Annotated in this window: 22 protein-coding genes; 6 read left to right on the forward strand and 16 right to left on the reverse strand. The window is 60.3% G+C overall.

What is annotated here, in order from left to right; all coding sequences use genetic code 11:
• Positions 1–13: 13 nt before the first annotated feature.
• A complete protein-coding gene (locus ABID12_RS06195) occupies positions 14–817 on the reverse strand; it encodes a glycosyltransferase family 25 protein (RefSeq protein WP_354433510.1) in 804 nt (267 codons plus the stop codon).
• Between the two features lie 114 nt (positions 818–931).
• Positions 932–1,876, reverse strand: a complete 945-nt coding sequence (locus tag ABID12_RS06200) for an RgsD C-terminal domain-containing protein (protein ID WP_354433511.1) — start codon at positions 1,874–1,876, stop codon at positions 932–934.
• A gap of 128 nt (positions 1,877–2,004) precedes the next feature.
• Between ABID12_RS06200 and ABID12_RS06205 the strand changes: the two genes are divergently transcribed.
• Positions 2,005–2,583 carry a nitroreductase family protein gene (locus tag ABID12_RS06205; protein ID WP_354433605.1) on the forward strand — a complete coding sequence of 193 codons (579 nt, stop codon included), beginning with the start codon at positions 2,005–2,007 and terminating at the stop codon, positions 2,581–2,583.
• 1 nt (position 2,584) lies between these two features.
• Positions 2,585–3,187 (forward strand): flavin reductase family protein, encoded by a 603-nt coding sequence (locus tag ABID12_RS06210; RefSeq protein WP_354433512.1) that lies wholly within the window; start codon positions 2,585–2,587, stop codon positions 3,185–3,187.
• Between the two features lie 10 nt (positions 3,188–3,197).
• On the opposite strand, the gene ABID12_RS06215 is transcribed toward ABID12_RS06210, so the two are convergent.
• From ABID12_RS06215 to parE, 6 genes are all read right to left on the reverse strand, one after another.
• A complete protein-coding gene (locus ABID12_RS06215; protein WP_354433513.1) occupies positions 3,198–3,872 on the reverse strand; it encodes a hypothetical protein in 675 nt (224 codons plus the stop codon).
• A gap of 161 nt (positions 3,873–4,033) precedes the next feature.
• Entirely contained in the window at positions 4,034–4,606 is a 573-nt protein-coding gene (locus tag ABID12_RS06220) for an NADPH-dependent FMN reductase (RefSeq protein ID WP_354433606.1), read from the reverse strand.
• 241 nt (positions 4,607–4,847) lie between these two features.
• Positions 4,848–5,549 carry a L,D-transpeptidase gene (locus tag ABID12_RS06225; protein ID WP_319520411.1) on the reverse strand — a complete coding sequence of 234 codons (702 nt, stop codon included), beginning with the start codon at positions 5,547–5,549 and terminating at the stop codon, positions 4,848–4,850.
• Positions 5,550–5,712: 163 nt separating this feature from the next.
• Positions 5,713–7,386: an alpha/beta hydrolase gene (locus ABID12_RS06230; RefSeq protein ID WP_354433514.1), complete on the reverse strand. Its 1,674-nt coding sequence runs from the start codon at positions 7,384–7,386 to the stop codon at positions 5,713–5,715.
• A 35-nt stretch (positions 7,387–7,421) separates the two neighbouring features.
• Positions 7,422–8,270: a patatin-like phospholipase family protein gene (locus tag ABID12_RS06235; protein WP_354433515.1), complete on the reverse strand. Its 849-nt coding sequence runs from the start codon at positions 8,268–8,270 to the stop codon at positions 7,422–7,424.
• A gap of 364 nt (positions 8,271–8,634) precedes the next feature.
• On the reverse strand, positions 8,635–10,695 hold the full coding sequence (gene parE / locus ABID12_RS06240; protein ID WP_319520408.1) for a DNA topoisomerase IV subunit B: 2,061 nt from the start codon (positions 10,693–10,695) through the stop codon (positions 8,635–8,637).
• Positions 10,696–11,097: 402 nt separating this feature from the next.
• Here parE and tpiA point away from each other — a divergent pair, with 402 nt between their 5' ends.
• From tpiA to pyrG, 3 genes are all read left to right on the forward strand, one after another.
• Positions 11,098–11,868, forward strand: coding sequence for a triose-phosphate isomerase (gene tpiA / locus ABID12_RS06245; RefSeq protein WP_354433516.1), 771 nt, complete (start codon positions 11,098–11,100; stop codon positions 11,866–11,868).
• 342 nt (positions 11,869–12,210) lie between these two features.
• Entirely contained in the window at positions 12,211–12,666 is a 456-nt protein-coding gene (gene secG / locus ABID12_RS06250; protein WP_354433517.1) for a preprotein translocase subunit SecG, read from the forward strand.
• A gap of 190 nt (positions 12,667–12,856) precedes the next feature.
• Positions 12,857–14,488: a CTP synthase gene (pyrG, locus tag ABID12_RS06255; protein ID WP_354433518.1), complete on the forward strand. Its 1,632-nt coding sequence runs from the start codon at positions 12,857–12,859 to the stop codon at positions 14,486–14,488.
• Between the two features lie 14 nt (positions 14,489–14,502).
• Here pyrG and ABID12_RS06260 read toward each other — a convergent pair whose 3' ends face one another.
• The 6 genes from ABID12_RS06260 to ABID12_RS06285 all read right to left on the reverse strand — a co-directional run bounded on the left by ABID12_RS06260 (position 14,503) and on the right by ABID12_RS06285 (position 21,933).
• Positions 14,503–17,031: a sensor domain-containing protein gene (locus tag ABID12_RS06260; protein ID WP_354433519.1), complete on the reverse strand. Its 2,529-nt coding sequence runs from the start codon at positions 17,029–17,031 to the stop codon at positions 14,503–14,505.
• A gap of 300 nt (positions 17,032–17,331) precedes the next feature.
• On the reverse strand, positions 17,332–17,883 hold the full coding sequence (locus ABID12_RS06265) for an RBBP9/YdeN family alpha/beta hydrolase (RefSeq protein ID WP_319520405.1): 552 nt from the start codon (positions 17,881–17,883) through the stop codon (positions 17,332–17,334).
• An 80-nt stretch (positions 17,884–17,963) separates the two neighbouring features.
• Entirely contained in the window at positions 17,964–19,271 is a 1,308-nt protein-coding gene (gene purB, locus ABID12_RS06270; protein ID WP_354433520.1) for an adenylosuccinate lyase, read from the reverse strand.
• A 109-nt stretch (positions 19,272–19,380) separates the two neighbouring features.
• Entirely contained in the window at positions 19,381–20,100 is a 720-nt protein-coding gene (locus tag ABID12_RS06275) for a DUF2259 domain-containing protein (RefSeq protein WP_354433521.1), read from the reverse strand.
• A 14-nt stretch (positions 20,101–20,114) separates the two neighbouring features.
• Entirely contained in the window at positions 20,115–20,795 is a 681-nt protein-coding gene (rpe, locus tag ABID12_RS06280; RefSeq protein WP_181190710.1) for a ribulose-phosphate 3-epimerase, read from the reverse strand.
• Between the two features lie 46 nt (positions 20,796–20,841).
• A complete protein-coding gene (locus ABID12_RS06285; protein ID WP_354433522.1) occupies positions 20,842–21,933 on the reverse strand; it encodes a branched-chain amino acid ABC transporter substrate-binding protein in 1,092 nt (363 codons plus the stop codon).
• 143 nt (positions 21,934–22,076) lie between these two features.
• Here ABID12_RS06285 and ABID12_RS06290 point away from each other — a divergent pair, with 143 nt between their 5' ends.
• Positions 22,077–22,568: a flavin reductase gene (locus tag ABID12_RS06290; RefSeq protein ID WP_354433523.1), complete on the forward strand. Its 492-nt coding sequence runs from the start codon at positions 22,077–22,079 to the stop codon at positions 22,566–22,568.
• A 272-nt stretch (positions 22,569–22,840) separates the two neighbouring features.
• Here the strand turns inward: ABID12_RS06290 and ABID12_RS06295 are convergent, their stop codons facing one another.
• Positions 22,841–24,256, reverse strand: a complete 1,416-nt coding sequence (locus ABID12_RS06295; RefSeq protein WP_354433524.1) for a DEAD/DEAH box helicase — start codon at positions 24,254–24,256, stop codon at positions 22,841–22,843.
• Between the two features lie 166 nt (positions 24,257–24,422).
• Entirely contained in the window at positions 24,423–24,893 is a 471-nt protein-coding gene (gene bcp / locus ABID12_RS06300; protein ID WP_354433525.1) for a thioredoxin-dependent thiol peroxidase, read from the reverse strand.
• Between the last annotated feature and the right edge of the window lie 152 nt (positions 24,894–25,045).

Below are 25,045 nucleotides of genomic sequence, written 5' to 3' on the forward strand. Positions count from 1 at the left end.
CGTTATGCACAGCCTATCGGAAGGTGACGACGCGTTTGCGATAGCCGCGCAGGGCATCGCGTGCCTTCAGACAGGCTACGCGCAGCCGGTCGCGAATGCGGTAGCGGAGCCTCTCAAACGGCGTCACGCCATGTGATTTCTTGCGGCCCGGAACATTGTGCGACTGAAATCCCGTCCGGCTGACAAGGCCGCATTGATCCGCAATATCATCCTGAATGCAGATGGCGGGGTCGATCTGGTAGACAACGGGTCTTTCAGCAATTTCCGAGCGCGGATTGAACAGCATGGCATCGACGCCGACAGCCAGCTTCCGGCTGTTGCGCAGCAGCTTCTCCGCGCCCTTGCGCGTGAGCAGATAGCCTGCGGAACCGTGATGACGCCCGGTCAGCCTGATGATGCTGCGCCCGGCGACCGTCCCGCCTTCGGCGTCTGCCGGTAGCGGAACCTTTTGCAGGCAGGTTTCCAGTTTCAGGATATCCGTGTCTTCGGGAAGCCACGTCTCCGGTGCTGCGAGCACCTGCTCGATGCCCTCACCGAGATGCACATCGTCTTCAAAAATCGCGACTGTGGCGGCATCCGTTTCCAGAAACCTCTGCCAGGCATGAACATGGCTGAGATAGCAGCCGACCTGCGAGGGGCTCAGATCGTAGCTTCCGGCAGCCGGATAGGCGAGACATGCCGAGAGTTCTTCAGCGGTCATCGTGCGCCCGTCAACCGCCGCCAGCCGTTCGAATGCGAGGCCTTTTGCCTCGAATGCGCGCGCGGCATGTTCGAAACGGTCTCTGTCGCTTTCAAGATTGAGGATGTAGATTTTCATGCACCCTGTTCCCGCTTCGATATCTATGCGCCACAAGCAGCCGAAGCCTTTACCTTCGGCGCATCTTCTCAAGGAAATCAAACGGCGCATTTTTAGTTGTAGTCCGTAGATCGGTCAATCTACGATTTCACCGGAGAGATCGGCCTTATTCTCGTTCAGCAGCAGTTCCACCTGCGCGGGGCGACCGGGGGCTACGGTAAAATTCTTTTCGTAGACGGTATCCTTGTTGCGGGCGATGGCGGTGTATTCGCCCTCGGCAAGGATCATGGATGGGTAGGCGCTGCGGCTTTCGGTCAGGATGTCGCCCGAGGCGCCGAGAACGGTCCATGACGTGTCGGCAAGCGCCTCGCCACCTTTTTCGGCGGCCAGTGTCAGGGTCACGACGGAGGCATGTTGTTTCAGTGTGGCTTCGGTGATCTGGCCGGCCCGCACACGCAGACGCGCGCGCGCTTCGGCATTGAGCTTTCCGTAGGAGGAAACGACCTCATAAATGCCTTCGCGCAGGCGCAGGACCGTTCCCGGCTTGACATTATCGATGACAAGTTCGCGTTGTTCGCCGCGATCCTCGAAAACTGAAAATTTCAGCAGATCGGGGTTTGCCGGCGTATCGTCGCTGAGTGTGGCGTCGAGGACCAAGCCGCCGGCTTGCAGGACGAGGGCGACATCGACCGGACCATTGTCTGTCTGCAGGATCTGAATCTTGCGGGTCGTGGAGGCGCGTCCAAAGGCGCAGTTGACGAAGTAGTCGCCGGGCGGCAGGTCGATTGTCTTGCTGCCCCCTTCGGCTGAGGCAACCAGCTCCAGCCGCCCGTTGCTGTCGGGCGTCGATTTGAAAACCCGCCAAGTCAACCCGTCGCGCATCGGTTCGCCGTCTTCGGTCAACCGGGCTTCGAACGATACCGTGCGTTTTGCGCCCGGCTCCTGTGTGCCGCGCATGACTGAAAACGGATCATCGCTGGCGCTCTGCGCAGCTGCCGGAAAGGCGGACAGCATCAATGTGCCGATCAGGGCGGCCATCAGCGGGATCAGGGGATGTCGGTGCGCACGAATGAGATACATGTTTCTCGCCGGTTGACTTGCAGATCGCAAGCGTTCACTCCAGATGCTGATTTGTGTTGTGACCTGAATTTCGTGGCCTTTTCAAGGGCAGGGGTCGTGTTTTCGAGAATAAGAGGTTTGCCTTGAACGTGAAAAACGAAGCTGTTGTCGATTTTTTGAAGACCCGCCGTTCGACCCCGGTTCTGAAGTTGAGCGAACCCGGCCCCGGTCGTGCGGAACTGGAGGAAATCCTGACCATTGCCGCCCGGGTGCCCGATCACGGTAAACTCGCGCCCTGGCGGTTCATCGTCTATGCCGGTGACGCGCGTGCCGAGGTCGGGGAAGCGCTTGAGGCGATCACCCGGTCGGACAATCCTGACGCTTCGGACGCCCGGCTCAAGCTCGAACGCGAACGGCTGACCCGCGCCCCGATCGTGGTCGGCGTCATCAGCCGCGCTGCCGTCCACCCCAAGATCCCCGAATGGGAGCAGATCATGTCGTCGGCAGCGGCCTGCTACAATCTGGTCGCAGCCGCCAACGCATTTGGCTACGGGGCGACCTGGCTGACCGAATGGTATGCCTTTGACGAGCGCAGCCTGCCGGCGCTCGGCGTCGAACCCGGCGAACGGGTTGTCGGGTTGGTTCATATCGGCACCCGCACCGAAGAGCCGTTCGAGCGCGTTCGCCCGGAGCTTTCGGACGTGGTGACCTGGCGCGGAGAGCTTTGAGATGTTCTATACGGCCGACCGCAACGAACACGGGCTGGCGCATGATCCGTTCAAGGCGATCGTTTCGCCGCGGCCGATCGGCTGGATCGGTTCACGCAGTCGTCAGGGGCGCGATAATCTCGCGCCCTATTCGTTTTTCAACGCCGTTTCGACGAAACCGAAAATCATCATGTTTTCGTCCGACAGCCCGAAAGACAGCCTGGAGAATATCGCCGAAACAGGGGTGTTCACCGCAAACATGGTCAGCCGGGACCTTGCTGAAAAGATGAACCTCACATCGGCCTCGCTTGCCCATGGCGTCAGCGAATTCGAGGCGGCCGGCCTTACGCCGGTGACCGGCCGGCTTGTCGAGGCTCCCCTTGTCGGGGAGGCCTATGCGGTGCTGGAATGCCGGATGACCGCGATCATGGAGCCGCCGACGCTTGACGGCGCGGAAACGGAAAGCCGTCTGGTCTTCGGGCAGGTGGTGGCCATCCACATAAAGGATGAGGCGATCACGGCCGATGGCCGCCTCGATATGGCCGGAGTACGGCCGGTCGCGCGCATGGGTTACCGTGACTACTGCGACGGCGGCGATGTCTTCGAGATGAAACGGCCGGGTTAGATGTGAGCTTTCAGGCTGTGCCGAACGCACTCTTGATAATGCCGATATGCTCGGGATTTTCGGTCAGCTTGCCGGCAAAGCCCGTCCGCGCTGCCTGGTGGCAGGAGGTTTCGAAGGCTTCTGCCGGAGATCGGGTAGCGCTGAAATCGATGGCGGGAATGCCGAGATTGCGCGCCGCGAGCATGGTTGCCACCGCGCCGTGACGGGCGATTGCGCCGTCACCGTGATCGAGCGCATCGCCGTCATAGCCAAGCGCGATCAGGCGGCCATGCCGGTGTAGAAAATGGCGGGCGTTGAGAAGCCCGCCGCCATTGTCGCCGATCATGGCAATCAGCGCGATGGCGCCTTCGTCCAGGTTTTCGCGCGCTTCCACGACCCGCAGAAGGGTTTCGGCCATCTGGATACGCGCCGCGCTTTCGACGCCACGTAAGATGATGCCGTCGGGTGCCGCGCGTGCGGCTCTCGAAAAATCATCGATATTGTAGGCTTGCGAGATCGGCTCGCAGATCAGGAAGATCGGGAGCGAGGGAAGGAGGCTGCGCAGCGATGCGATGCGCTCTGAAAGCCGTTCCTCGCCCTTGGCATGAAGACACAGACAGTCGGGGCGAGCGTGTTGCGGATCGAACGGCAGCGGGTTGTCTGCCTTTGTGCCGAGCAGCCAGACTTTCATGCGGCGAATGTCCATCGTCATTCCTCCAACCGGGTCTCCCACAGTTAAGCAGGATGACTGACTATTGGCCGCCTGGAAACGGCGTTTAACGCCTTTCCACTTCTAATATGACAGTTTTACGGCATATGGCTTGCCGAAAAGGCGCCGGGCAGGGGATGCCCGCCCGGCGAAACGGTTCAGGACGACTTGCGCATGTCGGCGAGCGGGCCGGACCATTTGAAAAGCTCGTCGAGAAGTCCGGTCATGCCGGCTTTCATTTCGTCGTTCGGCTGGAAGACGCCATCATCGCCGATGCATTTCGGGAAGAAGGGAATCGGAACGACGTTGGGCAGCGGATGAGCGTTCAGATTGGCGATCAGCGTGCGCAGTTCCTGGGCCGAGCGCAGGCCGCCCGAAACGCCGCCATAGCTGACAACGCCGGCCGGCTTGTAGCCCCACTCCTTGGAGAGCACCTGAAGTGCGTTTACCAGCGAGGCGGGGGCGAAGTAGCTGTATTCCGGGGTCACGAAAATGAATGCATCGGCCGAATCGACGCTTTCGCTCCACTTGCGCGTATGCTCATGCTGATAGTCCTGCATGCGCGGATGCTTGGGCTCGTCGAGCAGCGGCAGGTTGAAATCGTCGAGGTCGACGACGTCGATCTCGAACTGACCGTGTTCGCGGGCAAAATCGCCAACCCATTTGGCAATGGTGGGGCCAACACGGCCGGGCCGGGTGCTGCCGATGATAATGTTGAGCTTCATGAAAATCTCCTTGCCGCAGCGCAGCGGTCACGCCGCCGACGCTCATCTGTTTTGGAAATGATCCGTCCGGAAGGGATTGTTGACGTGTTCCGGCTTCAAGGATCACGGTTGAAAATAGGCGGCAAAGCAGACGGGCGCAATGACGCGATCACGACACCGGGTCACAGGCCGAAAACCATTGCCGTCCGGGAAATTGCAGTCCGGGAAGGAGCCCCGCTCAAAGAAGGCGGGGCTGCTGCCGGTCTTGTTACTGGTAGACGACGATCGGTGCCGGGAGATTGTTGACCCGGTTATAAAGATCGATCACATCCTGGTTGAGCATGCGGATGCAGCCCGAGGAGACGGCCTTGCCGATCGAGGTCCAGTCGGGGTTGCCGTGAACGCGGTAAAGCGTGTCCTTGCCGTTTTCGAAGATATAGAGGGCGCGGGCGCCGAGCGGGTTCATCAGCCCCGGCTCCATGCCGCCATTCTCGTTGGAATATTCCTCAAGCTTCGGATCGCGTTCGATCATTTCCTTCGGCGGGAACCATTTCGGCCATTCCTGCTTCCACTTGATCACGCCATTGCCGCCCCAGGAGAAACCGGCGCGGCCAATGCCGACACCGTAACGCATGGCGGTGCCGTCTTCCCCGACAAGGTAGAGGAACCTGTTCGGCGTATCGACAACCACTGTTCCGGGCGCTTCGCCGGTCGGATCGGGAACGCGCTGGCGGTAATACATCGGGTCGATCTGCTGCCACGGCACGGCCGGAATCATGTAGCCGTTGTCTTCCAGCGGACCATACATGTCGGTGAGTTCGGCCACGGTGTAGGGCGATCCCTCAACACGGGGAGACCGCGGTACGGAAGGTTGATCGGGATACTGACTGACGCAGCCGGCCAGAAGAGTGGTGGTCGAAACGGCGCCGAGAAGGAAGGTTCGGCGCGACATCGTTTTGTCAACGAGCATTCAAGCCTCTTGTTTTGTAGAATAATCCAATCATCAACGGCTTTTAGCCGAGCGAGTTCCAGCTTGATAGCGTCGCCCGGTCACAATCGCGATACCACATCGTTTGGCCTGACAAGTGTGACCGAAAACACGCAGTTTCATGACGCTTTTCGGCAATCACGCGCTATTCCACAGCGCAGCCGGTATCCTTGCCGAGATTGCAGATAGCCTTGAGGGCCCGAGTCCTTGAAGGGCTCCAGTCTTCGGGATTGGAAACGGCAACCCAGGCATCGATATAGTCGCGTGCAAGGTAATTGTGCCCGAAACCGCCCGGCAGCGCCTTGGAAAGCGCCATATCGAGGGCGAGCTGGAACTGGGTCACGACCGGCACGAAGCGCAGGTCCGGCGAGACGTCGGGGGCGGGCGGTTCCTTCATCCATTCCGGTTTGCGGAAGCCGGAATCAGGTTCGAAAAACACAATCGGATCAGAGGCATATTGAAGAAAGTTGATTCTGATTCGACCCCATTCGCCGCCGCTTTGCGCCGGTTTGCGGAACTGCGAGGAAAAACGTACGACCTCGCCATCCTGGATGACCGGCAGAACATAGGGCGTTCCCGCATTGCGCGCGGCCACCGTCTGCCGCCACAGATATGACGGGAAGGGCGGTCCGGCCCACACGGCGCCGGCAATCGGCTTGTCCAGCATCTGGAACACGTTGAACGCATGCATCGACGACCATGCGCCCAGGCTGATGCCGTGCATATAGAGTTCCGGCCGGCTGTCTTCGGGCAGGGTGCGCCAGTAGCGATAGACCTCTTCCATGGTCGCGCTCGCCTGTTCCAGCCCGGTATCCGTTTCGAAAATCAGCGCCAGCGGCGATTGCAGGAAGGAATACTGCACGGCCACGGTCGCGACATCGCCGTTCTGCATGAATTCCAGCGTATCGTGGGCGCCGGGATCGAGCCAGCCTGTGCCCGTGGGGCTTGCGATCAGCAGGATCTTGCGGTCGAAGGCGTTCAGGCGCTTCAGTTCTTCCAAGGCGACTCTTGCCCGTTCCTTCGGGTCGTCGTCCTGTGAACGGCCGACATAGACGCGGATCGGGCGTTCGGCGGGGGCGCCGCTGAAGGTTTCGATCGCAGCGGCCGACGGCGCGCTGGTGACGAAATTGCGTCCCGGCTGGCCCATCGCCTCCCAGTCGACCAGCGATCCCGGGCCGCCAGCGATAAAGCTATCTGTCGGCGCAGGCGGGGCGGTTTCAAACAGGTCCTGTGCCGTCTCGTAGGTTTCGTCGAGGAACTCGATGGCCGAGGGCAGCATCCAGTCGCGCGAGGCGACGAAGACGACCAGAAGCACGATGACCAGGCCAAGCAGATTGGCGACACGCGGGGGGATGACGCGATAGAGGCGCCGCCGGAGCGCGTCGAAAGCGGACTGGAACAGCGCGCCGATCAGGAACAGCACGCAAAACAGCGCAAGGCCGGTTGCCAGAACGGCAATGACGCCGCCGCCTTCGAGCAGATCCATATCGACGCGGACACGCACGGAATTCTGCCATTCCATGGATTTCGACAGGCAGAAGACGAGCAGAACAAGGGCAGCAACCAGACAGATTGCCCGCGCGATGGTACTCCACTTTCCCGAAGGTTCGGGGATCTGCAGGCCGCGCCAGAGCGACAGCAGAAACCGCCCGATCATGTATCCGAGCGCCATGACCAGACCGGCCAGCGCGCCCTGCAGCACGGGACCGCGCGGGATCAGCGAGGGCGTCAGCGAGGCTGCGAATAAAACGAGGCCGAGCGAGAGCGCAAAAACGCTAATGCTGTACCACCGGCTGCCGGCATGCCCTTGATGTTCCATACTGTTCGTGTCGTCTTTCAAATTAACCATCTAATTTATTGAATTATATTTTCAATTCGGCGTTTGAACGAATCCTGATCGGCCGAGGCAGCGGCGAGGATATCCTCGACTGCGAAGAAATCCATCGTGTTGAAACGACCGACATCCGGCGCAATGAAGAGATCGGGCCGCGCGCATTTGACCTTTTCGGCGACAATGGAACTCTGGGTGATGCTGAACGAACCGGCCCAGGTCTCGAATGATCCGGGAATTTCGCCGGTGTCTTCGGCATCTGTGCCGGTCACATCGATCGCGACCGTGAAATAGCGCGCCTTGTCCAGAAGATCGAACGGGGTCGGATTGACGAAACCACCATCGATCAGCACGCGGCCATCGCGGCGCACCGGCGTGAGCAGCACGGGCAGGCAGGACGATGCCGAGATCGCCGACAGAAGCGGCCCCTCGCGCATCACATATTCGTTCTGACGATAGAAATCGGTTGCGACGATGGTTAGCGGGATCTCGAGACCGGAAAAATCCTGCGCCATGCCTTCGGGAAAAAGTGCTGCAAACAGCACTTCCGGTTCCACGACGGCGGGCCGGAAAATGTTGATCAGCGAACTCCAGGTGTCACCGGTATCGATCAGCAGCCGTTTCAGCAGCGACTGTTTTCGCGTGAAGAGATCGACGATGAATTCACGGATTTCCCGCCCGCTCATACCGTCGCAGTAGAGCGCGCCGAGGATCGACCCCATAGAGGTGCCGGCGACTTCCCTGGGTCGCACGCCGAGCTCATCTAGACTTTCCAGATAGGGGATATGGGCAAAGGCCTTGGCTGCGCCGCCGCCCAGCGCCAGCGCAAGGCCGTCCCTGTTTTGCAGGGTTTCAGCAGGTGTATCGGCCATGGAGGGCTCCTCGGACGAGCGTGTTTGCGCGTGCGCACTACCGGCGAGCAGGCCAGCGCCTGCTGCAAGCAGGAAGTTTCGACGTTGAACCATGACACCGTTCCGCTTGAAGGAGTGAAGGGACTATAATTGGCCGGGTGCGGGCAGGCAAGCAAAGGCGCCGACGCGCAGCAATTAGCGTTAATCCTGTGCATGAAGCTTAGCGCCGAGCGTATGAATGTCTTTGCTTAACTTTATGAAATTTATGTGAAAAATTATTCCTGAGCGTCGCCGATGAAGACGCGGTTTACGAAAATGCCCCGCCGGAAACTTCCGGTGGGGCATTGTTTTCAAGGCCAGCGAATACCGCGAGCGGTGCGGTGACCTAGATATCCAGATTTTCCGCGAAAGCTGCGTTTTCCTGAATGAAGCGGAAACGGGCGTCGGCCTTGGTGCCCATCAGGTCGTCGACGGCCACTTTCGTGCCCTCGAAATCGACCGCGTCGATATCGACCCTCAGCAGCATGCGCTTTTTCGGGTCCATCGTGGTTTCCTTCAACTGCGCCGGCAGCATTTCGCCAAGACCCTTGAAGCGGCTGATCTCGACCTTGCCCCGACCGGTGAAGATCGTCTCCATCAGCTCGGCCCGGTGGGCGTCGTCGCGGGCATAGGCGGTCTTGCCGCCCTGGGTGATCTTGTAGAGCGGCGGAACCGCCAGGAAGAGATGGCCCTGGCGGATCAGTTCCGGCATCTCCTTGTAGAAGAAGGTGATCAACAGCGAGGCGATATGGGCGCCGTCGACGTCGGCATCGGTCATGATGATGATGCGTTCGTAGCGCAGGTCTTCCTCGCGGTATTTCGTCCGCGTGCCGCAGCCGAGCGCCTGGATCATGTCGGCAAGCAACTGGTTGGAGGTGAACTTGTCACGGCCCGCGCTTGCCACGTTGAGGATCTTGCCGCGCAGCGGAAGGATCGCCTGATTGGTACGGTTGCGCGCCTGCTTGGCCGAACCGCCGGCCGAGTCGCCCTCCACCAGAAACAGTTCCGCTCCGCCGGCCGTGTTCTGCGAGCAGTCGGCAAGCTTGCCGGGCAGGCGCAGTTTCTTGACGGCGGATTTGCGGTTGACCTCGCGCTCCTTGCGCCGGCGCAGCCGCTCCTCGGAGCGTTCGACCACCCAGTCGAGCAGTTTTTCCGCTTCCATCGGATTGGCGGAAAGGTAGAGATCGAAGGGATCGCGCAGCGCGTTTTCAACGATGCGCTGGGCCTCGACGGTCGCCAGCCGGTCCTTGGTCTGGCCGACGAATTCCGGCTCGCGGATGAACACCGACAGCATGCCGATGGCCGAGATCATCACGTCGTCGGTGGTGATCTGGGCGCCGCGCTTGTTGCCGATCATCTCGGCATAATTCTTCAGGCCGCGCATCAGCGCCTGGCGCAGTCCGGCTTCATGCGTGCCGCCTTCCGGAGTCGGCACGGTGTTGCAGTAGGAGTGGACGTTCGGGTCGCCGCCATACCAGGACACCGCCCATTCCACAGCGCCATGACCGCCGGTCTTTTCCGTCTTGCCGGCAAAGATTTCGCGGGTGACGGTGAAATCCTTGCCGATGGTTGCCGCCAGATAATCCTTCAGCCCGCCGGGGAAGTGGAATACCGCCTTGTCCGGCACATCCTCATTGCCCTCGACCAGCGCGGGATCGCAGGACCAGCGGATTTCAACGCCGCCGAACAGATAGGCCTTGGAGCGGGCCATGCGCATGACGCGGGCCGGGTCGAACTTTGCGCGGGGGCCGAAGATGTCCGCGTCGGGATGGAAGCGCACACGGGTGCCGCGCCGGTTCTGGATCGGCCCGAGGTCCTGCAGTTCGCCCTGCGGCACGCCACGCGAAAAAGTCAGCCGGTAGAGACGGCGCTCGCGGGCAACCTCGACCTCCATCAGGTCGGACAGCGCGTTGACCACGGAGACGCCGACGCCATGCAGGCCGCCGGAGGTCTCATAGGCCTTGCCGTCGAACTTGCCGCCGGCATGCAGCTTGGTCATGATCACTTCAAGGGTCGACTTGCCCGGCACCTGCGGATGGTTTTCCACCGGAATGCCGCGGCCGTTGTCGGTCACCGTCAGCCTGCCTTCAGCATCGAGATGCACCTCGATGAAATCCGCGTGGCCGGCCACGGCCTCGTCCATCGAGTTGTCGATGACTTCGGCAAACAGGTGATGCAGTGCCTTCTCGTCGGTGCCGCCGATATACATGCCGGGGCGCATGCGCACCGGCTCGAGACCTTCCAGCACACGGATCGACGATGCACCGTAGTCACCGTCCGCCGATGGCGCGGCTGCTGCCGCACTGGGCGCGGCCGCCTTGCGAGCGGCGCGGCGCGGCGCGGTGTCATCGGCTGCCTTTTTGCTGTTGCCTGAAAGATCGGCGAAGAGGTCTTTGCTGTTATCCATAAGGTCCGGCAGAGTGTTCGGGTTGAATGGTTACGCGCCTTATAGGCGAATCAGTGCTCTATTTTCGCAAAGAATGGGCCATTAGGCGATGCTGTGCCAAATTGTCGCATTCTGCCTGTGGATGAGTTTCATTTGCGTGAAGAACCGGCCGTCAAAAAGGGACTGGCGGGGCAGGCAGGATTCGATCTAATACGGTTTCAAACCGATGAGTTGGTGATTATTCACGGAATTTCCACCACCCGTGTTCCGGCCGTTTGTTCTGGAACAAGTGGGAAACTTCCGGGCCGGCGCATGAGGAGAGCCGGCATGACGGCATTTGCGCCACGGCCCCGAATGGGAAAGAAAGGGTGCAGATGTTCGCTCGGCCGTGCCTGATATTGAGATTAAGGGAGAAAAGAACAGATGACATCCGACATCCGACCGCTGGTCGCCGGGAACTGGAAGATGAATGGGACCCGGGCCTCGCTCGATCAGATCCGGGCCATTGCCCATGGTGTCAGCGGCCCGTTGTCGAAGAAGCTGGATGCCCTGATCTGCCCGCCTTCGACACTGCTCTACGTGGCCACCACGCTGACGGTTGATACCAAGCTGATGATCGGCGCGCAGGACTGCCACCAGAAGGCGCGCACCGGCGCGCATACGGGCGACATTTCCGCCCAGATGATCCGGGACTGCTTTGCCACCCACGTCATTGTCGGCCATTCCGAGCGGCGCAAGGAGCACAAGGAAAACAACAAGGTTGTCTCCACCAAGGCGCGCGCGGCCTATGACCAGGGGCTGACGGCGATTGTCTGCATCGGCGAAACCCGTTCCGAGCATGCGAGCGGGCGCACCATGGAGGTGCTGCATCGCCAGCTTTTCGAAAGCATGCCGGATGATGCCACAGGCGACAACACCATCATTGCCTATGAGCCCATATGGGCAATTGGCACCGGGCAGACGCCGGGCGCCGATCAGGTTGCAGACGTGCATGCGGCGATGCGGCGGGACCTGATCGAACGCTTCGGCGAGGCCGGTGAACGCTTCCGCCTGCTTTATGGCGGATCGGTGAAGCCGGGCAATGCCAAGGAATTGATGAGTGTGCCGCATGTGAACGGCGCGCTGATCGGCGGCGCCAGCCTGAAGGCGGCTGATTTCCTTTCCATCTACCATGCCTTTGAGGATATCCTTTGAGGCATGGATTCGTGTTCTGCTTTGTGAAGACGGTATAAGGCATTCAATTTAAACGTTTTTGTCTGCCTCTTGAGACCGTTTCACAATCGCGGTTTCGGCTGCGCCGTTCTGGCTGTGTCCGGCTGGCACCGTTGTGAAATGCCGGGTCTGACGGGCGCAATCACAGGTTTTGGGCCGACCGGCGCTTCGGCGAATGCCGGTGACGGTGAACCATAGAGGCCGCGGGATTGGCCGGCGGCTACAAAAAGGGGTTGGATTGACTGCGCGCCTCATGTAGAGAAGCGCCAGATATTCTTGGATTGCCCCGTTTGCGGCCTGCGAGCGGGGACGGATTGGACATTCATGCAGACGGTACTGATCGTAATTCACCTGATAATCGTCATTGCGCTTGCCGGTGTGATCCTCATTCAGAGGTCGGAAGGCGGCGGACTTGGCATCGGCGGCGGCTCCGGCTTTATGACGGCGCGCGGCACGGCCAATGCACTGACGCGCACGACCGCCATCCTTGCGACGCTGTTTTTCGTCACCTCGCTTGGCCTCGGCATTCTGGCGCGCTACCAGGGCAATCCGTCGGACATTCTCGACCGGATCGAGCAGAACGCGGAAAGCGACGGGCAGGGCATCCTGAACCAGCTTGGCGGTTCGATCTCCACGGAGACGGCGCCCGCGACCAATGACGCCGGTGTTCCCACGGGCGCCGACAGCGCGGCTCCGGCCGGAGACGACCAGTCCTCGGCGCCCGCCGTCAGCTCGCCGGCAGAGGATTCGAACGCAACAGGCGTTCCCACCGGCGAGTGATCGCCGAAATTTGACCTGAACATATCCGGCGGGACGCAATAGCCCGCCGGATTTTCTTTGAGCCCACCGTCGGGCACGGCAGGAACCGTACCGGCGGCAGGGCATTGTTGTGACAATAGACCGGTCGTCGGAAGTTTTTGTTGAAAAGGCTCTGGCAGAATCGGCTGAGAAACGGTATCGGAATAAGCCCATGGCGCGTTATATTTTCATCACCGGCGGCGTGGTTTCCTCACTTGGAAAAGGTATCGCCGCAGCAGCACTGGGTGCTTTGTTGCAGTCACGGGGTTACCGGGTCCGTCTGCGCAAGCTTGATCCCTATCTCAATGTCGACCCCGGTACGATGAGCCCGACCCAGCATGGTGAGGTGTTCGTGACCGATGACGGCGCGGAGACCGACCTCGATCTTGGCCATTACGAGCGCTTTACCGGCCGCTCGGCGACCAAGACCGACAACATCACCACGGGCCGCATCTACAAAAACATTCTCGACAAGGAACGGCGCGGCGATTATCTCGGCGCCACCGTTCAGGTCATTCCGCACGTCACCAACGAGATCAAGGAATTCGTTCTCGAGGGCAATGACGATTTCGATTTCGTGCTCTGCGAAATCGGCGGCACGGTGGGCGACATCGAGGCGATGCCGTTCATGGAGGCGATCCGCCAGCTCGGCAACGACCTGCCGCGCGGCAATGCCGTTTATGTCCACCTGACGCTGATGCCCTATATTCCGGCCGCCGGCGAGTTGAAGACCAAGCCGACCCAGCATTCGGTGAAGGAACTGCAGGCGCTCGGGATCCACCCGGATATCCTGCTGGTGCGCTCCGACCGCGAAATTCCCGAGGCCGAGCGCCGCAAGCTTTCCCTGTTCTGCAATGTGCGTTCGTCCGCCGTTATCCAGGCGCTGGATGTCTCCAACATCTACGACGTGCCGCTGGCCTATCATCGCGAAGGGCTTGATGACGAGGTGCTGCATGCCTTCGGTATCGATCCGGCGCCGGTGCCGCGCATGGATGCGTGGAAGAATGTCTGCGAGCGCATCCGCACGCCGGAAGGCGAGGTGACCATTGCCGTTGTCGGTAAATATACCGGCCTGAAGGACGCCTATAAATCGCTGATCGAAGCGCTTCACCATGGCGGTATCGCCAACCGGGTGAAGGTTAATCTCGAATGGATCGAATCCGAGATTTTCGAGAAGGAAGATCCGTCGCCCTATCTTGAAAAGGTCCATGGCATTCTGGTGCCCGGTGGTTTTGGCGAGCGCGGCTCGGAAGGCAAGATTCGTGCGGCCCGCTTTGCCCGCACCCACAAGGTGCCGTATTTCGGCATCTGCTTCGGCATGCAGATGGCCGTGATCGAGGCAGCCCGCGATCTCGCCGGCATCAAGGATGCGTCCTCGACCGAGTTTGACCGCAATGCCAGCGAGCCGGTTGTCGGCCTGATGACCGAGTGGGTAAAGGGCAACACGCTCGAAAAGCGCAGCGACCGGGACAATCTCGGCGGCACGATGCGGCTTGGCGCCTACAAGGCGCATCTGGGCGCAGAAACCAAGATTGCCGAGATCTATGGCACCACCGAGATTTCCGAGCGTCACCGCCATCGCTACGAGGTCAATGCCGGCTATCGCGAAAAGCTGGAATCCTGCGGCCTGGTGTTTTCGGGAACGTCACCTGACGGTATTCTGCCGGAGACGATCGAATATGCCGATCATCCGTGGTTCATCGGCGTGCAGTATCATCCGGAACTGAAGAGCCGGCCGCTTGCCCCGCATCCGCTGTTTTCAAGCTTTATTGCCGCTGCCCTGGAACAGAGCCGGCTCGTCTGAGCCGACGCTGTCCGTCAGGCAGAGGCCTCCACGGTTTTCCGGCGCAGAAGCGATTCCATCGCCTGCGCCGGCAATGGCCGGGCCAGCCAATATCCTTGCAGCACGTCACATCCCAGATCCGTGAGGATACGCGCGTGCTGTCTGGTCTCCACGCCTTCGGCGATGATCTTGATATTCAGGGTTTTTCCGATTTCGATAATGGATTTTACGATCGCGCGTTGCTCATGTGAGTGGGGTAGCGGCGCCACCAGTTCCCGCGCGATTTTCAGCCCGTTTGGGGCCACCTTCAAAAGCCCGATGATCGACGTGTAGCCGGTGCCGAAATCATCGACATCGATATTGATGCCCAGCCTGCGGATCTGCCGCAGATTGTAGGCGCTGACGTCATCTTGCTCATCAAGGAAAATCGACTCGAGCAGTTCGAAGGTGAGCGTTCCTGCGGACAGGTCCATCTTCTGCAGCGAGGTTATAAGGGCTGGATCGCTCAGCCGGTGAGGCGACAGGTTGAGCGACAGGCGCGGCGGGTTTAGTCCGGTTTCACGCCAGTGACTGTGATCCTCGAGCGCCTGGGACAGAATGCTGGCGTCGATCATGTTCATCAGGTTGAGCGATTGAGCCAGCGGAATGAAACTCGCTGGCTCGCCGAAACTGCCGTCGGCATGGCGCCAGCGCGCCAGGGTCTCTATGCCGTGCAGCTCAAGTGTGCCTGCCTCGTATTGCGGCTGATAGAACGGGACGAAATCATCCTGATCGATTGCCTGCATCAACCGGTCGGAGGGCATTCGGTCGGTGGTGTGCGTTGCCCTTATATCCGGCGAATACACCACAATCTGCCCCTGGCCTTTCGCTTTGGCGGATTTCAGGGCGAGATCGCTTTCTCTTAGAAGCGATGCGGCGTCGCTTTCCCCCTCATTTTCCTGGGTGGCAAGGCCGATGCTGGCACTGATGCGAAAACGGACATCGTCGAAGGAAAGCGGTTTTGCCAGCTCGAGCTGAAGCCGTCTGGCCATTTGCTCGAGCTTGCCGGTCTCGTCTTCATAGCTGACGATCATGGCGAATTCGTCGCCGCCCACGCGGCTGACGAAATCATTATGTTTGGACATATCCACAAGAACTCTGGCCGTATGGCGCAAAACCCGGTCGCCGGCGGCATGGCCATAGGTGCTGTTGACGGCCTTGAAGTCGTCCACGTCGAACTGCATCAGGGCAACCTTTGTGCCCGTTTTGGCCGCCACACCGACCCTGCGCTCCAGCTCATCCTCCAGAAAACGCCGGTTGGGCAGTGAGGTGAGATAATCGTGCAGGGCCGCGTGTTCGATATCGGACTTGGCACGATCAAGCTCGAAATTGCGGGCTTCCGCCAGTTGCTTTGCCGTCACAAGGTCCTGACGCAGCCGCACTTCCTCTGTGACGTCCCAGTTTATTCCGATGACCTTCTCATCGTCCGTTCCGCTGTTGTAAAGGCGTATCAGGTGGCGAACATGTCGCAATGCGCCGTCGTTTTCACGGTAGACCCTGAATTCGGCCGTCATCGGCTCGCGATTGACGATCAGATTTTCCGAAATCGTCATTATGCGCTTGAGGTCATCCGGGTGAATGAGATCGAGCGCACGTCTTATCTCAAAGCTTTCGGGCCGGTCGTCGAAACCGTAGATTTCCGAAATGCGAGGATCGGCGTAGACAATGCTGCTGTTGCGGACATGCTCGAAAATGCCGATCTTCGAGGTCGCCAGAGCCATTTCCAGGCGTTGGCGCGTATGGGCGAGCAGGGCTTCGGCGTTCTTGCGCTCCGTGATGTCCTGATCGGTTCCGATAATGCGCGCCGGTCTTCTATCCGGGAAATATTCGACAGCGTCGCCACGGCATTCGATCCATATCCAGTGTCCGTCGGCGTGGCGTTCCCGGTATTCGAAATTCATGTAATCGGGGTCGCCAACCTTCTGGCGCTCGATTGCGTGGGCAACATGATCCCTGTCTTCGGGGTGGACGAGCTGAAGCCATTCCTGCGTACGGGAAAAGGGAACGGGGCTGGCGGGATCGTAGCCGCGCAGCGTACGCCATGTCTGGGAGTAGAAGAATTCCTGAGTGCGATAATTGTGATCCCAGACCCCGAGACCGGAACTGACGAGCGCGTAGTCCCAGCGCTGGGCCCGCTCGCTTTCGAGCAGTTCGCGGCGCTTCTGGGCGTCGATGTCGGTGAAGTAGACAAGAGCGCGGCCGGGCTCTCCTTCGCTGCTTTCCGGTAAAATGGTGGCCGATGCGAGCATCCACCGCCATGGTCCGTCCGGATGGGGGGCGAGGCGCAGCTCAAGTCTCGCCTGTTTGTCGGAAAGGCCGGAAGCCGGTCCAACGAGGTCTTTCATCCGCTGGTGATCATCTTCATGAAGACAGTTCAGAATGCTCTGGCCTTCAAGGACGACCTGCAGCGCCAGAGCCTTGAAATTCTGGTTGGCGGCCAGAACCTTCAGGCCGGCAAGGTCCAGCACCGCGATGGCCAGAGGCGAGTTTTCCACCACTGCGAAAGCCAGTTCGGCATCGCTCAACAAAAAGGAACTTGTCTCATCCCTCGCCAAACGCTCATCCCTTTACTGGAGAACGAACAGACAGCACGGCTTGTTTCCGCCGTTTTGAATGTTTCAGGTCGTTACAGCCCGGTTCGCTCTCCGTCACACAAACACTCCCGCGGAGTGCCCGCACACAAACACCCGCGCATCGCCAGTGTGATCGTTGAAAGGAGAATGTCAATTACATCCATTAGCCATGGATAATATTGCCTCGGCCAGGGGAGACGCGTCGGCGCATGTTTTTTGAGGGATATGGCGGCCGGAGCCGGACAAGCGCGTTCAGCGCAAACCGGCCACGAAGCGCCCGAACATCAGCGTGCCTTCCGGCCAGGGCCCGAAACCTGCCTTGTCGTTGATATGGCCGGATTCGCCGATATCGTAAAACGCCGAACCCCAGGCGCCGGCAATATCGCGGGCAGGCTCGAAACGGCCGAACGGGTCGTTGCGGCTGGCAATCACGATTGAAGGGAAGGGCAGCGGGTCACGCGGGTAGGGCCCGAAAGTCATCATGTGTTTCGGCCTGACCTTCGGATTGTCGACCTCCGGCGGGGCGACGAAAAACGCGCCGGCAACGCGTTTTTCGAAATGCGGGATCGCCAGAACCGATGTCGGAATACCGAGCGAGTGCGCGACCAGAACGACGGGGCGTTCGGCGCGGTTCACCTCCTCGGCAAGCCGCGCAATCCAGTCCTCGCACTCCGGCTTCGACCAGGCTTCCTGTTCCACGCGCCGTGCGGTGGAGAGCTTGCGCTCCCAGCGGCTTTGCCAGTGGTCTGGCCCGGCATTCTTGTAGCCGGGAACAATCAGGATATCGGTTTCGGAGATTTTCATGGCAATTCACATGACGCTTGTGGTGGCTGCGCCCGGAAAATCCGGACGCGGCTGATTGGTTGGCTGATCTTTGTGGCGGATCAGCTTTCGCCGAAGACCCGCTTGAAGATCGTGTCGGCATGTTTGGTGTGGTAGCCGAGGTCGAATTTTTCACGGATCTGGTCTTCGGAAAGGGCCGCCGTCACTTCATCGTCGGCCAGCAGTTCCTCGAGAAAGTCCTTGCCTTCTTCCCACACCTTCATGGCGTTGCGCTGGACGAGACGATAGGCATCCTCGCGCGAAACGCCGGCCTGTGTCAGTGCCAGCAGCACGCGCTGGGAATGCACGAGACCGCGGAACTTGTTGAGGTTGTCCATCATGTGGTCGGGATAGACCAGCAGCTTGTCGACAACGCCCGTCAGCCGCGCCAGCGCGAAATCGAGCGTTACGGTGGCGTCGGGGCCGATCATGCGTTCGACGGAGGAATGAGAGATATCGCGCTCATGCCAGAGGGCGACGTTTTCCATTGCCGGCAGGGCGTAGCCGCGCACCATGCGGGCCAGACCGGTGAGGTTTTCGGTCAGCACCGGATTGCGCTTGTGCGGCATGGCCGAGGAGCCCTTCTGACCGGGCGAGAAATATTCCTCCGCTTCCAGCACTTCGGTGCGCTGCAGGTGGCGGATTTCAATCGCGAGCCGTTCGACCGACGAGGCAATCACGCCGAGGGTCGCAAAGAACATGGCATGACGGTCGCGCGGAATGACCTGGGTGGAGACCGGCTCCGCCTTCAGCCCCATGGCGTCTGCCACATGCTCTTCCACGCGTGGATCGATATTGGCAAAGGTGCCGACTGCACCCGAAATGGCGCAGGTGGCGATCTCCTCGCGCGCGGCCACGAGGCGGTCCCGGCAGCGGGAAAATTCCGCATAGGCCTGCGCCAGCTTGATGCCGAAGGTCGTCGGCTCGGCATGAATGCCGTGCGAGCGTCCGATGGTGATCGTGTCCTTGTGCTCGAAGGCACGGCGCTTCAGGGCGGCAAGCAGGCCGTCGAGATCGGCAAGCAGCAGGTCGCTTGCCCGGGTCAGCTGAACATTGAAACAGGTGTCGAGCACGTCCGACGAGGTCATGCCCTGATGCACGAAACGGGCATCCGGCCCGACGATTTCCGCCAGATGGGTCAGAAAGGCGATGACGTCATGCTTGGTGACAGCCTCGATCTCATCGATGCGGGCCACGTCGAACGTTGCCGCGTTGCCCTTTTCCCAGATGGTCTTCGCCGCGCTTTCCGGGATCACGCCGATTTCCGCCAGCGCATTGCAGGCGTGCGCCTCGATCTCGAACCAGATGCGGAACTTGGTTTCCGGTGACCAGATGTCTGTCATTTGCGGGCGGGAATAGCGCGGTATCATCGGGGCAGTGATCCTTGTTCAAGTCTTGCTGGCGGGGCCTTTTCCAAGGCCTGACACGCTCTAGAGCATTTTTTCCGCAAAGGAAACGGCGGGAAGGCGCAAAACCGGCTCAGGGGGCGAAGGGAACCGCAATCCAGCGGCCGTTCGGCCCCTCGAAGCCGTAATTGAGGACCGTGAGCAGGGCGATATCGACCGCGTCACCATCGCCGTTGCGATAGGTCATCACGCCGCCCAGCCGGTAGCCGGTCGGGCAGTTGCGACTTGCCGGAATGCGGCTGTCTTCATGGATCGTGCGCGTTTCGCCGTCGGGATCGGTATAGGAAAGCCGGAATCCCTGGGCATCCGGCGTGATTGCGGCACAGGCGGAAATCGGATCGAGCGCGAATGTCTCGAGCGTAAGCGTGCTGACAGGCGACAGGTTCGGGTGGGCGCGATAGCGGATGGTCCGGTTGTCGCCCTCGACCTCCTCCGTGACCGGATTGAAGGCGGCAAGCCAGCCGGGGTGGTCCAGCAGGTTATAGTCCTGGATCAGCGGCAGTGCCTCGCCGACGGCGATGCCGCGCACGGCGCTGATGGTTGCCATCTCATCCTCTTCGCGCACCCTGAAAGGCGTTTCGTCCAGAAACGCGTCGCGTTCGGTGTCGATGAAGAAGATGTTGGAATAGGGAAAGCCGGAGCCGTCCTCCACGCCGAATTCCTCAAAGGCGAAAACCCGGCCGTCATCGGAAAAACCGAGCGGCGTGAAGGTGGAGAAATCGCCGGCGGCGGCAATCGAGGCCGAAAGCGACAACGCCGCCGCCAATCCGGTGAATGACAAGAACTGCGACATGCTTTCCTCCTGTTTTATTCCTCGGCGGCGCGCAGGGCCTCCATCGGCGCACGGTAGCTGCCCTGTTCGGCCTTGCCGAAAATCGCCGAGCCGGCGACGAGCGCATTGGCGCCCGCCTTGGTCACGGCGCCGACCGTGTCCGGCGCGATACCGCCATCGACTTCCAGATCGATTGGCCGGTCGCCGATCAGCGCGTGGGCCTGTTCGATCTTGCGCAGCGTGGCGGGGATGAATTTCTGTCCGCCAAAGCCCGGATTGACCGTCATGATCAGGATCAGGTCGAGATCGTCGATCACATGTTCGATCATCGAGACCGGCGTTGCCGGGTTCAGGGCAACGCCCGCCTTCTTGCCGAGGTTGCGGATCGTCTGCAGCGAGCGATGCAGGTGCGGGCCAGCTTCCTCATGGACGGTGATGATGTCGCAGCCGGCCTTGGCAAAGGCTTCCAGATAGGGATCTGCGGGGGCGATCATCAAATGGCAGTCGAACACCGCGTCGGTATGGCGGCGCAGGGCTTTGACGACCGGCGGCCCGAAGGTGATATTCGGCACGAAATGCCCATCCATGATGTCGAGATGGACCCAGTCGGCGCCGTCATCGACAACTTTTCTGACGTCTTCGCCGAGATTGGAGAAATCGGCGGACAGGATCGACGGCGCAATACGCAGGGGACGTTTCACTTCTCTATTCCTCATGCTGGCCATTCAGGCCCATTTTTGATGTGTTTGCTTCTCCGGCGCTTCACTGTCGACCGGAGTCGAAGACAGGGACAAACTGATCGTCCTGCCAGCGCAGGAGAAGGAACGGGTTTTCGGCAAGCTCGTGTTGCCCGGTGAAGGTGACGGGACCGGTCGCCGTGCTGAACGTGTTGTTCAAAAGCGCGTCTTCAAGCCCGCCGTCGTCGCTGTTTGCCGCTGCAAGCGCCTGGCTGGCCACCTGAACGGCCGCAGCGCCGGGAACGACATATCCTTCCGGCACAATGCCGTCGGCAATGGCCTGTTCGGCGATATCGGCTGCAGGGGGAAGCGCGCCATATTCGGGAAGGGCGATTGCCAGCACGCCGTTTTCGAGCGGCACGGCGGTTTCGGCGGCGCGCAATCCATCATCGCCGAGAAGCGTCAGCGGTTCGCCCTGTTCGCGCGCGTCCCGGTCGATGATGGCGATATCGCCGCGGGTGCCGCCGACCAGAACATGGGTGGCGCCGGCCTGGGCAAGGCGGCGCACCAGCGAAAGCTGCTGTTGCTGGGCGGGGCGGAAGGTGTCGACGATGACCGGTTTCAGCCCGCGCGCTTCTATGGCGTTTCGCACGGCGCCGATCAGTTCGCGATAATAGATCGTGCCGTCATCGATCAGCGCCACCGGTTCGTCCACCCACTCGTCCATGATCAGGTCCACGATAGCGTCGATCTGGTCCTGCCTGTTCGGGGCCATGCGGTAAAACGGCCAGTCATTGTCGAGCGCATCGGTCATCAGCGGCAACGACCGGACGGAAACAGTCATGGCGGGAATGCCTGCGGCGGCAAGGCCGGGCAGGGCGCCGCGCAAGGTCTCGCTGCAGAAAAAGCCGATCGCCATTGCCACTCCGGCATCGGCCAGTGCGTCGGCAACGGCCGCACCACTGCCGTCCTCGCAGCTCTCGTCGACCGGAATCAGCACTTCACCGGTGTCTTGCGCTGCAAGCTGAGCACCATCGAGCATCTGCTGCCCAAGCACGGCATAGTCACCACTCAGCGGCGCGACGACGCCGATGGCGGTCTCCTGCTGCGCCAGAACGGGCATGGCGGCACTGAACGACATCGCGGTAAGGGCAAGGAAGGCCTTGGATGATGGCATGATAACGGGTCTTGTTCTCACTCTTGCGCGTTAACCAAGTCATACCCCTTGCCAGAAGCCGGGGCAACGCCGTAAGTACCCGGAGAAGGAAAAGAGGGGTTCCTTTTTGTCTGTTTCACCATCTCAGCGGTATTGCGATCACCATGCATGAAGACCAGCAGTTTCCCCGGACCTATCGTGATGCGATGGCGCGTTATGCCGGTCATGTCCAGATCATCACGACGGCGCATGGCGGCGCCATGCGCGGGGTGACCGCCACCGCCTGCTGCTCGGTTTCCGATGCTCCGCCCACCGTTCTTGCCTGTGTGAACCGGCTGAAACAGCAAAACGCCATTTTTCTCGAAAGCGGCAATTTCGCTCTCAATACGCTCGGCGCCCGGCATAAGGCGCTTGCCGATGCGTTTTCGGGTCTTGGTAATCTGTCGACGGATGAACGCTTCGCCATGGGCGAATGGCATTTTGAAGGCAGTGGAGCGCCGGTGCTGCAAAATGCGCTTGCCAGTTTCGACTGCCGCCTGATCGAGGCGAAGGAAATGTCGACCCACTGGATCCTGCTCGGCGAGGTTGTCGGTGTGGGCCTCGGGACTCAGGATGAGGCGCTGATGTATTATCAGCGCAATTACAGAGCGTTATAGTTGCCTTGAAATTGCCCAGAAAACAGGGTTGACTAAAAAAGCAGCTTCAATTAAGAATATTCTTATATTGAAAGATTATTGAGAGCATATTCTACATCAATTTTGGATGAAGGTGACTTCATTCTAGTCTTATTCAATTGATATCAAACGAGCTGATTATCTGCACAATTAGAGCCGCGCTTCGTTCCCAGGAAGTGCGGCTCTTTCTCGTCTCGGTTGCTTTTGGCGCGCATGATTTTCAGCGGCCAAAAGCATCTGGCTTCCAGCTGAAATCAGTTTTTGGCGCCGATCAGCATGAAGGCGGGGATGTCGTCGCCGAAGCCCACCGGCGTCGGTTCGTCATCACGATCGCGGCGGCGTGAGCGCCTGCGGTCGTCATTGGCAGGCTTGCTGCTGCTGCCGTTCGCGGTATTTTTCGGCCGGGGGGCGCGATTGTCCTGCTGGGGCGCTGCTTTCGGCTCGTCCTTGTCGGTTGCCGCAGACGGGGCCTGTTGCTTCTTGCCGCTGCGGCGAGCACGCGGTTCCGGCTTTTCGCTGCTGTCTTCCGCTCCAAGAGAGGAGGGCGTGCCATCAAGCCACTCGATCTTGCGGTCGATCAGCTTTTCGATTGCGTCCACGAATTTGGTATCCTTCGATGTAGCAATGGTGAAGGCCTTGCCCTTGCGTCCTGCGCGGCCCGTACGACCGATGCGGTGTACATAGTCCTCGGCGTGGATCGGTACGTCATAGTTGAAGACGTGGCTGACGTCCGGGATGTCAAGACCGCGCGCGGCGACGTCGGAGGCCACCAGCAGCGGCAGCTTGCCGTCGCGGAAGTTCTGCAGGATCGTGGTGCGCGAATGCTGGTCCATGTCGCCGTGCAGCGCGCCGCAGGCATATTCATGGCGCTGTAGCGAACGCAGAAGGTCGGCGACCGACTTCTTTCTGTTGCAGAAGATGATCGCGTTCTTCAAATCGTCCTGCTGGTTGATGATCGAGCGCAGCGTTTCGCGCTTCTCGTAGTCCTTGCCCTTCGAGGCAACCAGCTTCTGCTCGACCGTTGCAGCGGTGGAAGACGGCGGCGCGACTTCGACGCGGACCGGGTTCTGCAGGAACCGATCGGCCAGTTTCTGGATTTCCGGCGGCATGGTGGCCGAGAAGAACAGTGTCTGGCGTGTAAACGGAATAATCTTGGCGATCCGTTCGATGTCAGGGATGAAGCCCATGTCGAGCATGCGGTCGGCTTCGTCGATGACGAGGATTTCGACGCCCGTCATCAGCAGCTTGCCGCGTTCGGTATGATCAAGCAGCCGTCCGGGCGTTGCAATCAGCACATCGGCGCCGCGCTCAATCTTGCGGTCCTGCTCGTCGAAGGAAACGCCGCCGATCAGCAGCGCAACGTTAAGCTTGTGGTTCTTGCCGTATTTGTCGAAGTTTTCGGCCACCTGGGCCGCAAGCTCACGGGTCGGCTCGAGAATCAGCGTGCGGGGCATGCGTGCCCGTGCCCGCCCGCGCTCCAGAAGCGTGAGCATCGGCAGCACGAAAGAGGCGGTCTTGCCCGTGCCGGTCTGGGCGATGCCGCAGACATCGCGGCGCGTCAGCGCGTGCGGTATCGCGCCTTCCTGAATGGGAGTCGGCTCGCTATAACCGGCTTCGGTCACAGCAGAAAGTACTTTGGGACTGAGCCCAAGATCTGAGAATGAGGTCAAAGGGAAACGTGTTCCGTGTTGTCGTTGACAAATAGACGGATCCTTGGCCGCCTTCGCTTTTACGAGGGCGGGATAGTATCAAACGGAGCGTGAGTCAAGAAAACCCGGAAGTATCGGGGCTTCCGGGCCTTTTTTTGTATTGTTTTGTTGCCGTCGGCGGCGTTTGTCAGGCTTCGTCCCTGAGCGCGGCCAGAACCGCTTCTGCATGACCGTCCACCTTGACCTTGCGCCAGACCCTGCGGACGGTGCCATCCGGGGCAATCAGGAAAGTCGAACGCTCGATGCCCATGAACTTGCGGCCATACATGTTTTTCTCCTTCCACACGCCATAGGCCTGCGCCACGGCGTGGTCCTCGTCGGAGCCGAGAAGCACGGTCAGGTCGTGCTTTTTTTCGAAGCGGGCATGGCTTTCCAGCGTATCGGACGAAACGCCGATGATGATGGCGCCGGCACTGGCGAATTCATCGGCAAGGGCCGAAAACGCGATGGCCTCGACCGTGCAGCCCTTGGTGTTGTCCTTGGGGTAGAAATAAAGCACCAGCGATTTGCCTTTGACATCGGCAAGCGAGACAGTGCGCCCATCGGAAACCGGCATGGAAAAATTCGGGGCCTTTTCACCCTCTTTCACGTCGTTCATCAACAGCACTCCTTGTTCATATCATGTTCAAGCCGAATTCTTTATGTATGGCACAACACAAAGAGCGTCAGCGTCGTTTGTCTGCTTGCCAGTGCCATGTTTCATCGCAATGATCGCAAACATGCCTGGAGGGATTCGCGCCGGACGTCCCT

This window comes from Martelella mangrovi (genome assembly GCF_040545495.1).
Lineage (GTDB): Bacteria > Pseudomonadota > Alphaproteobacteria > Rhizobiales > Rhizobiaceae > Martelella > Martelella mangrovi.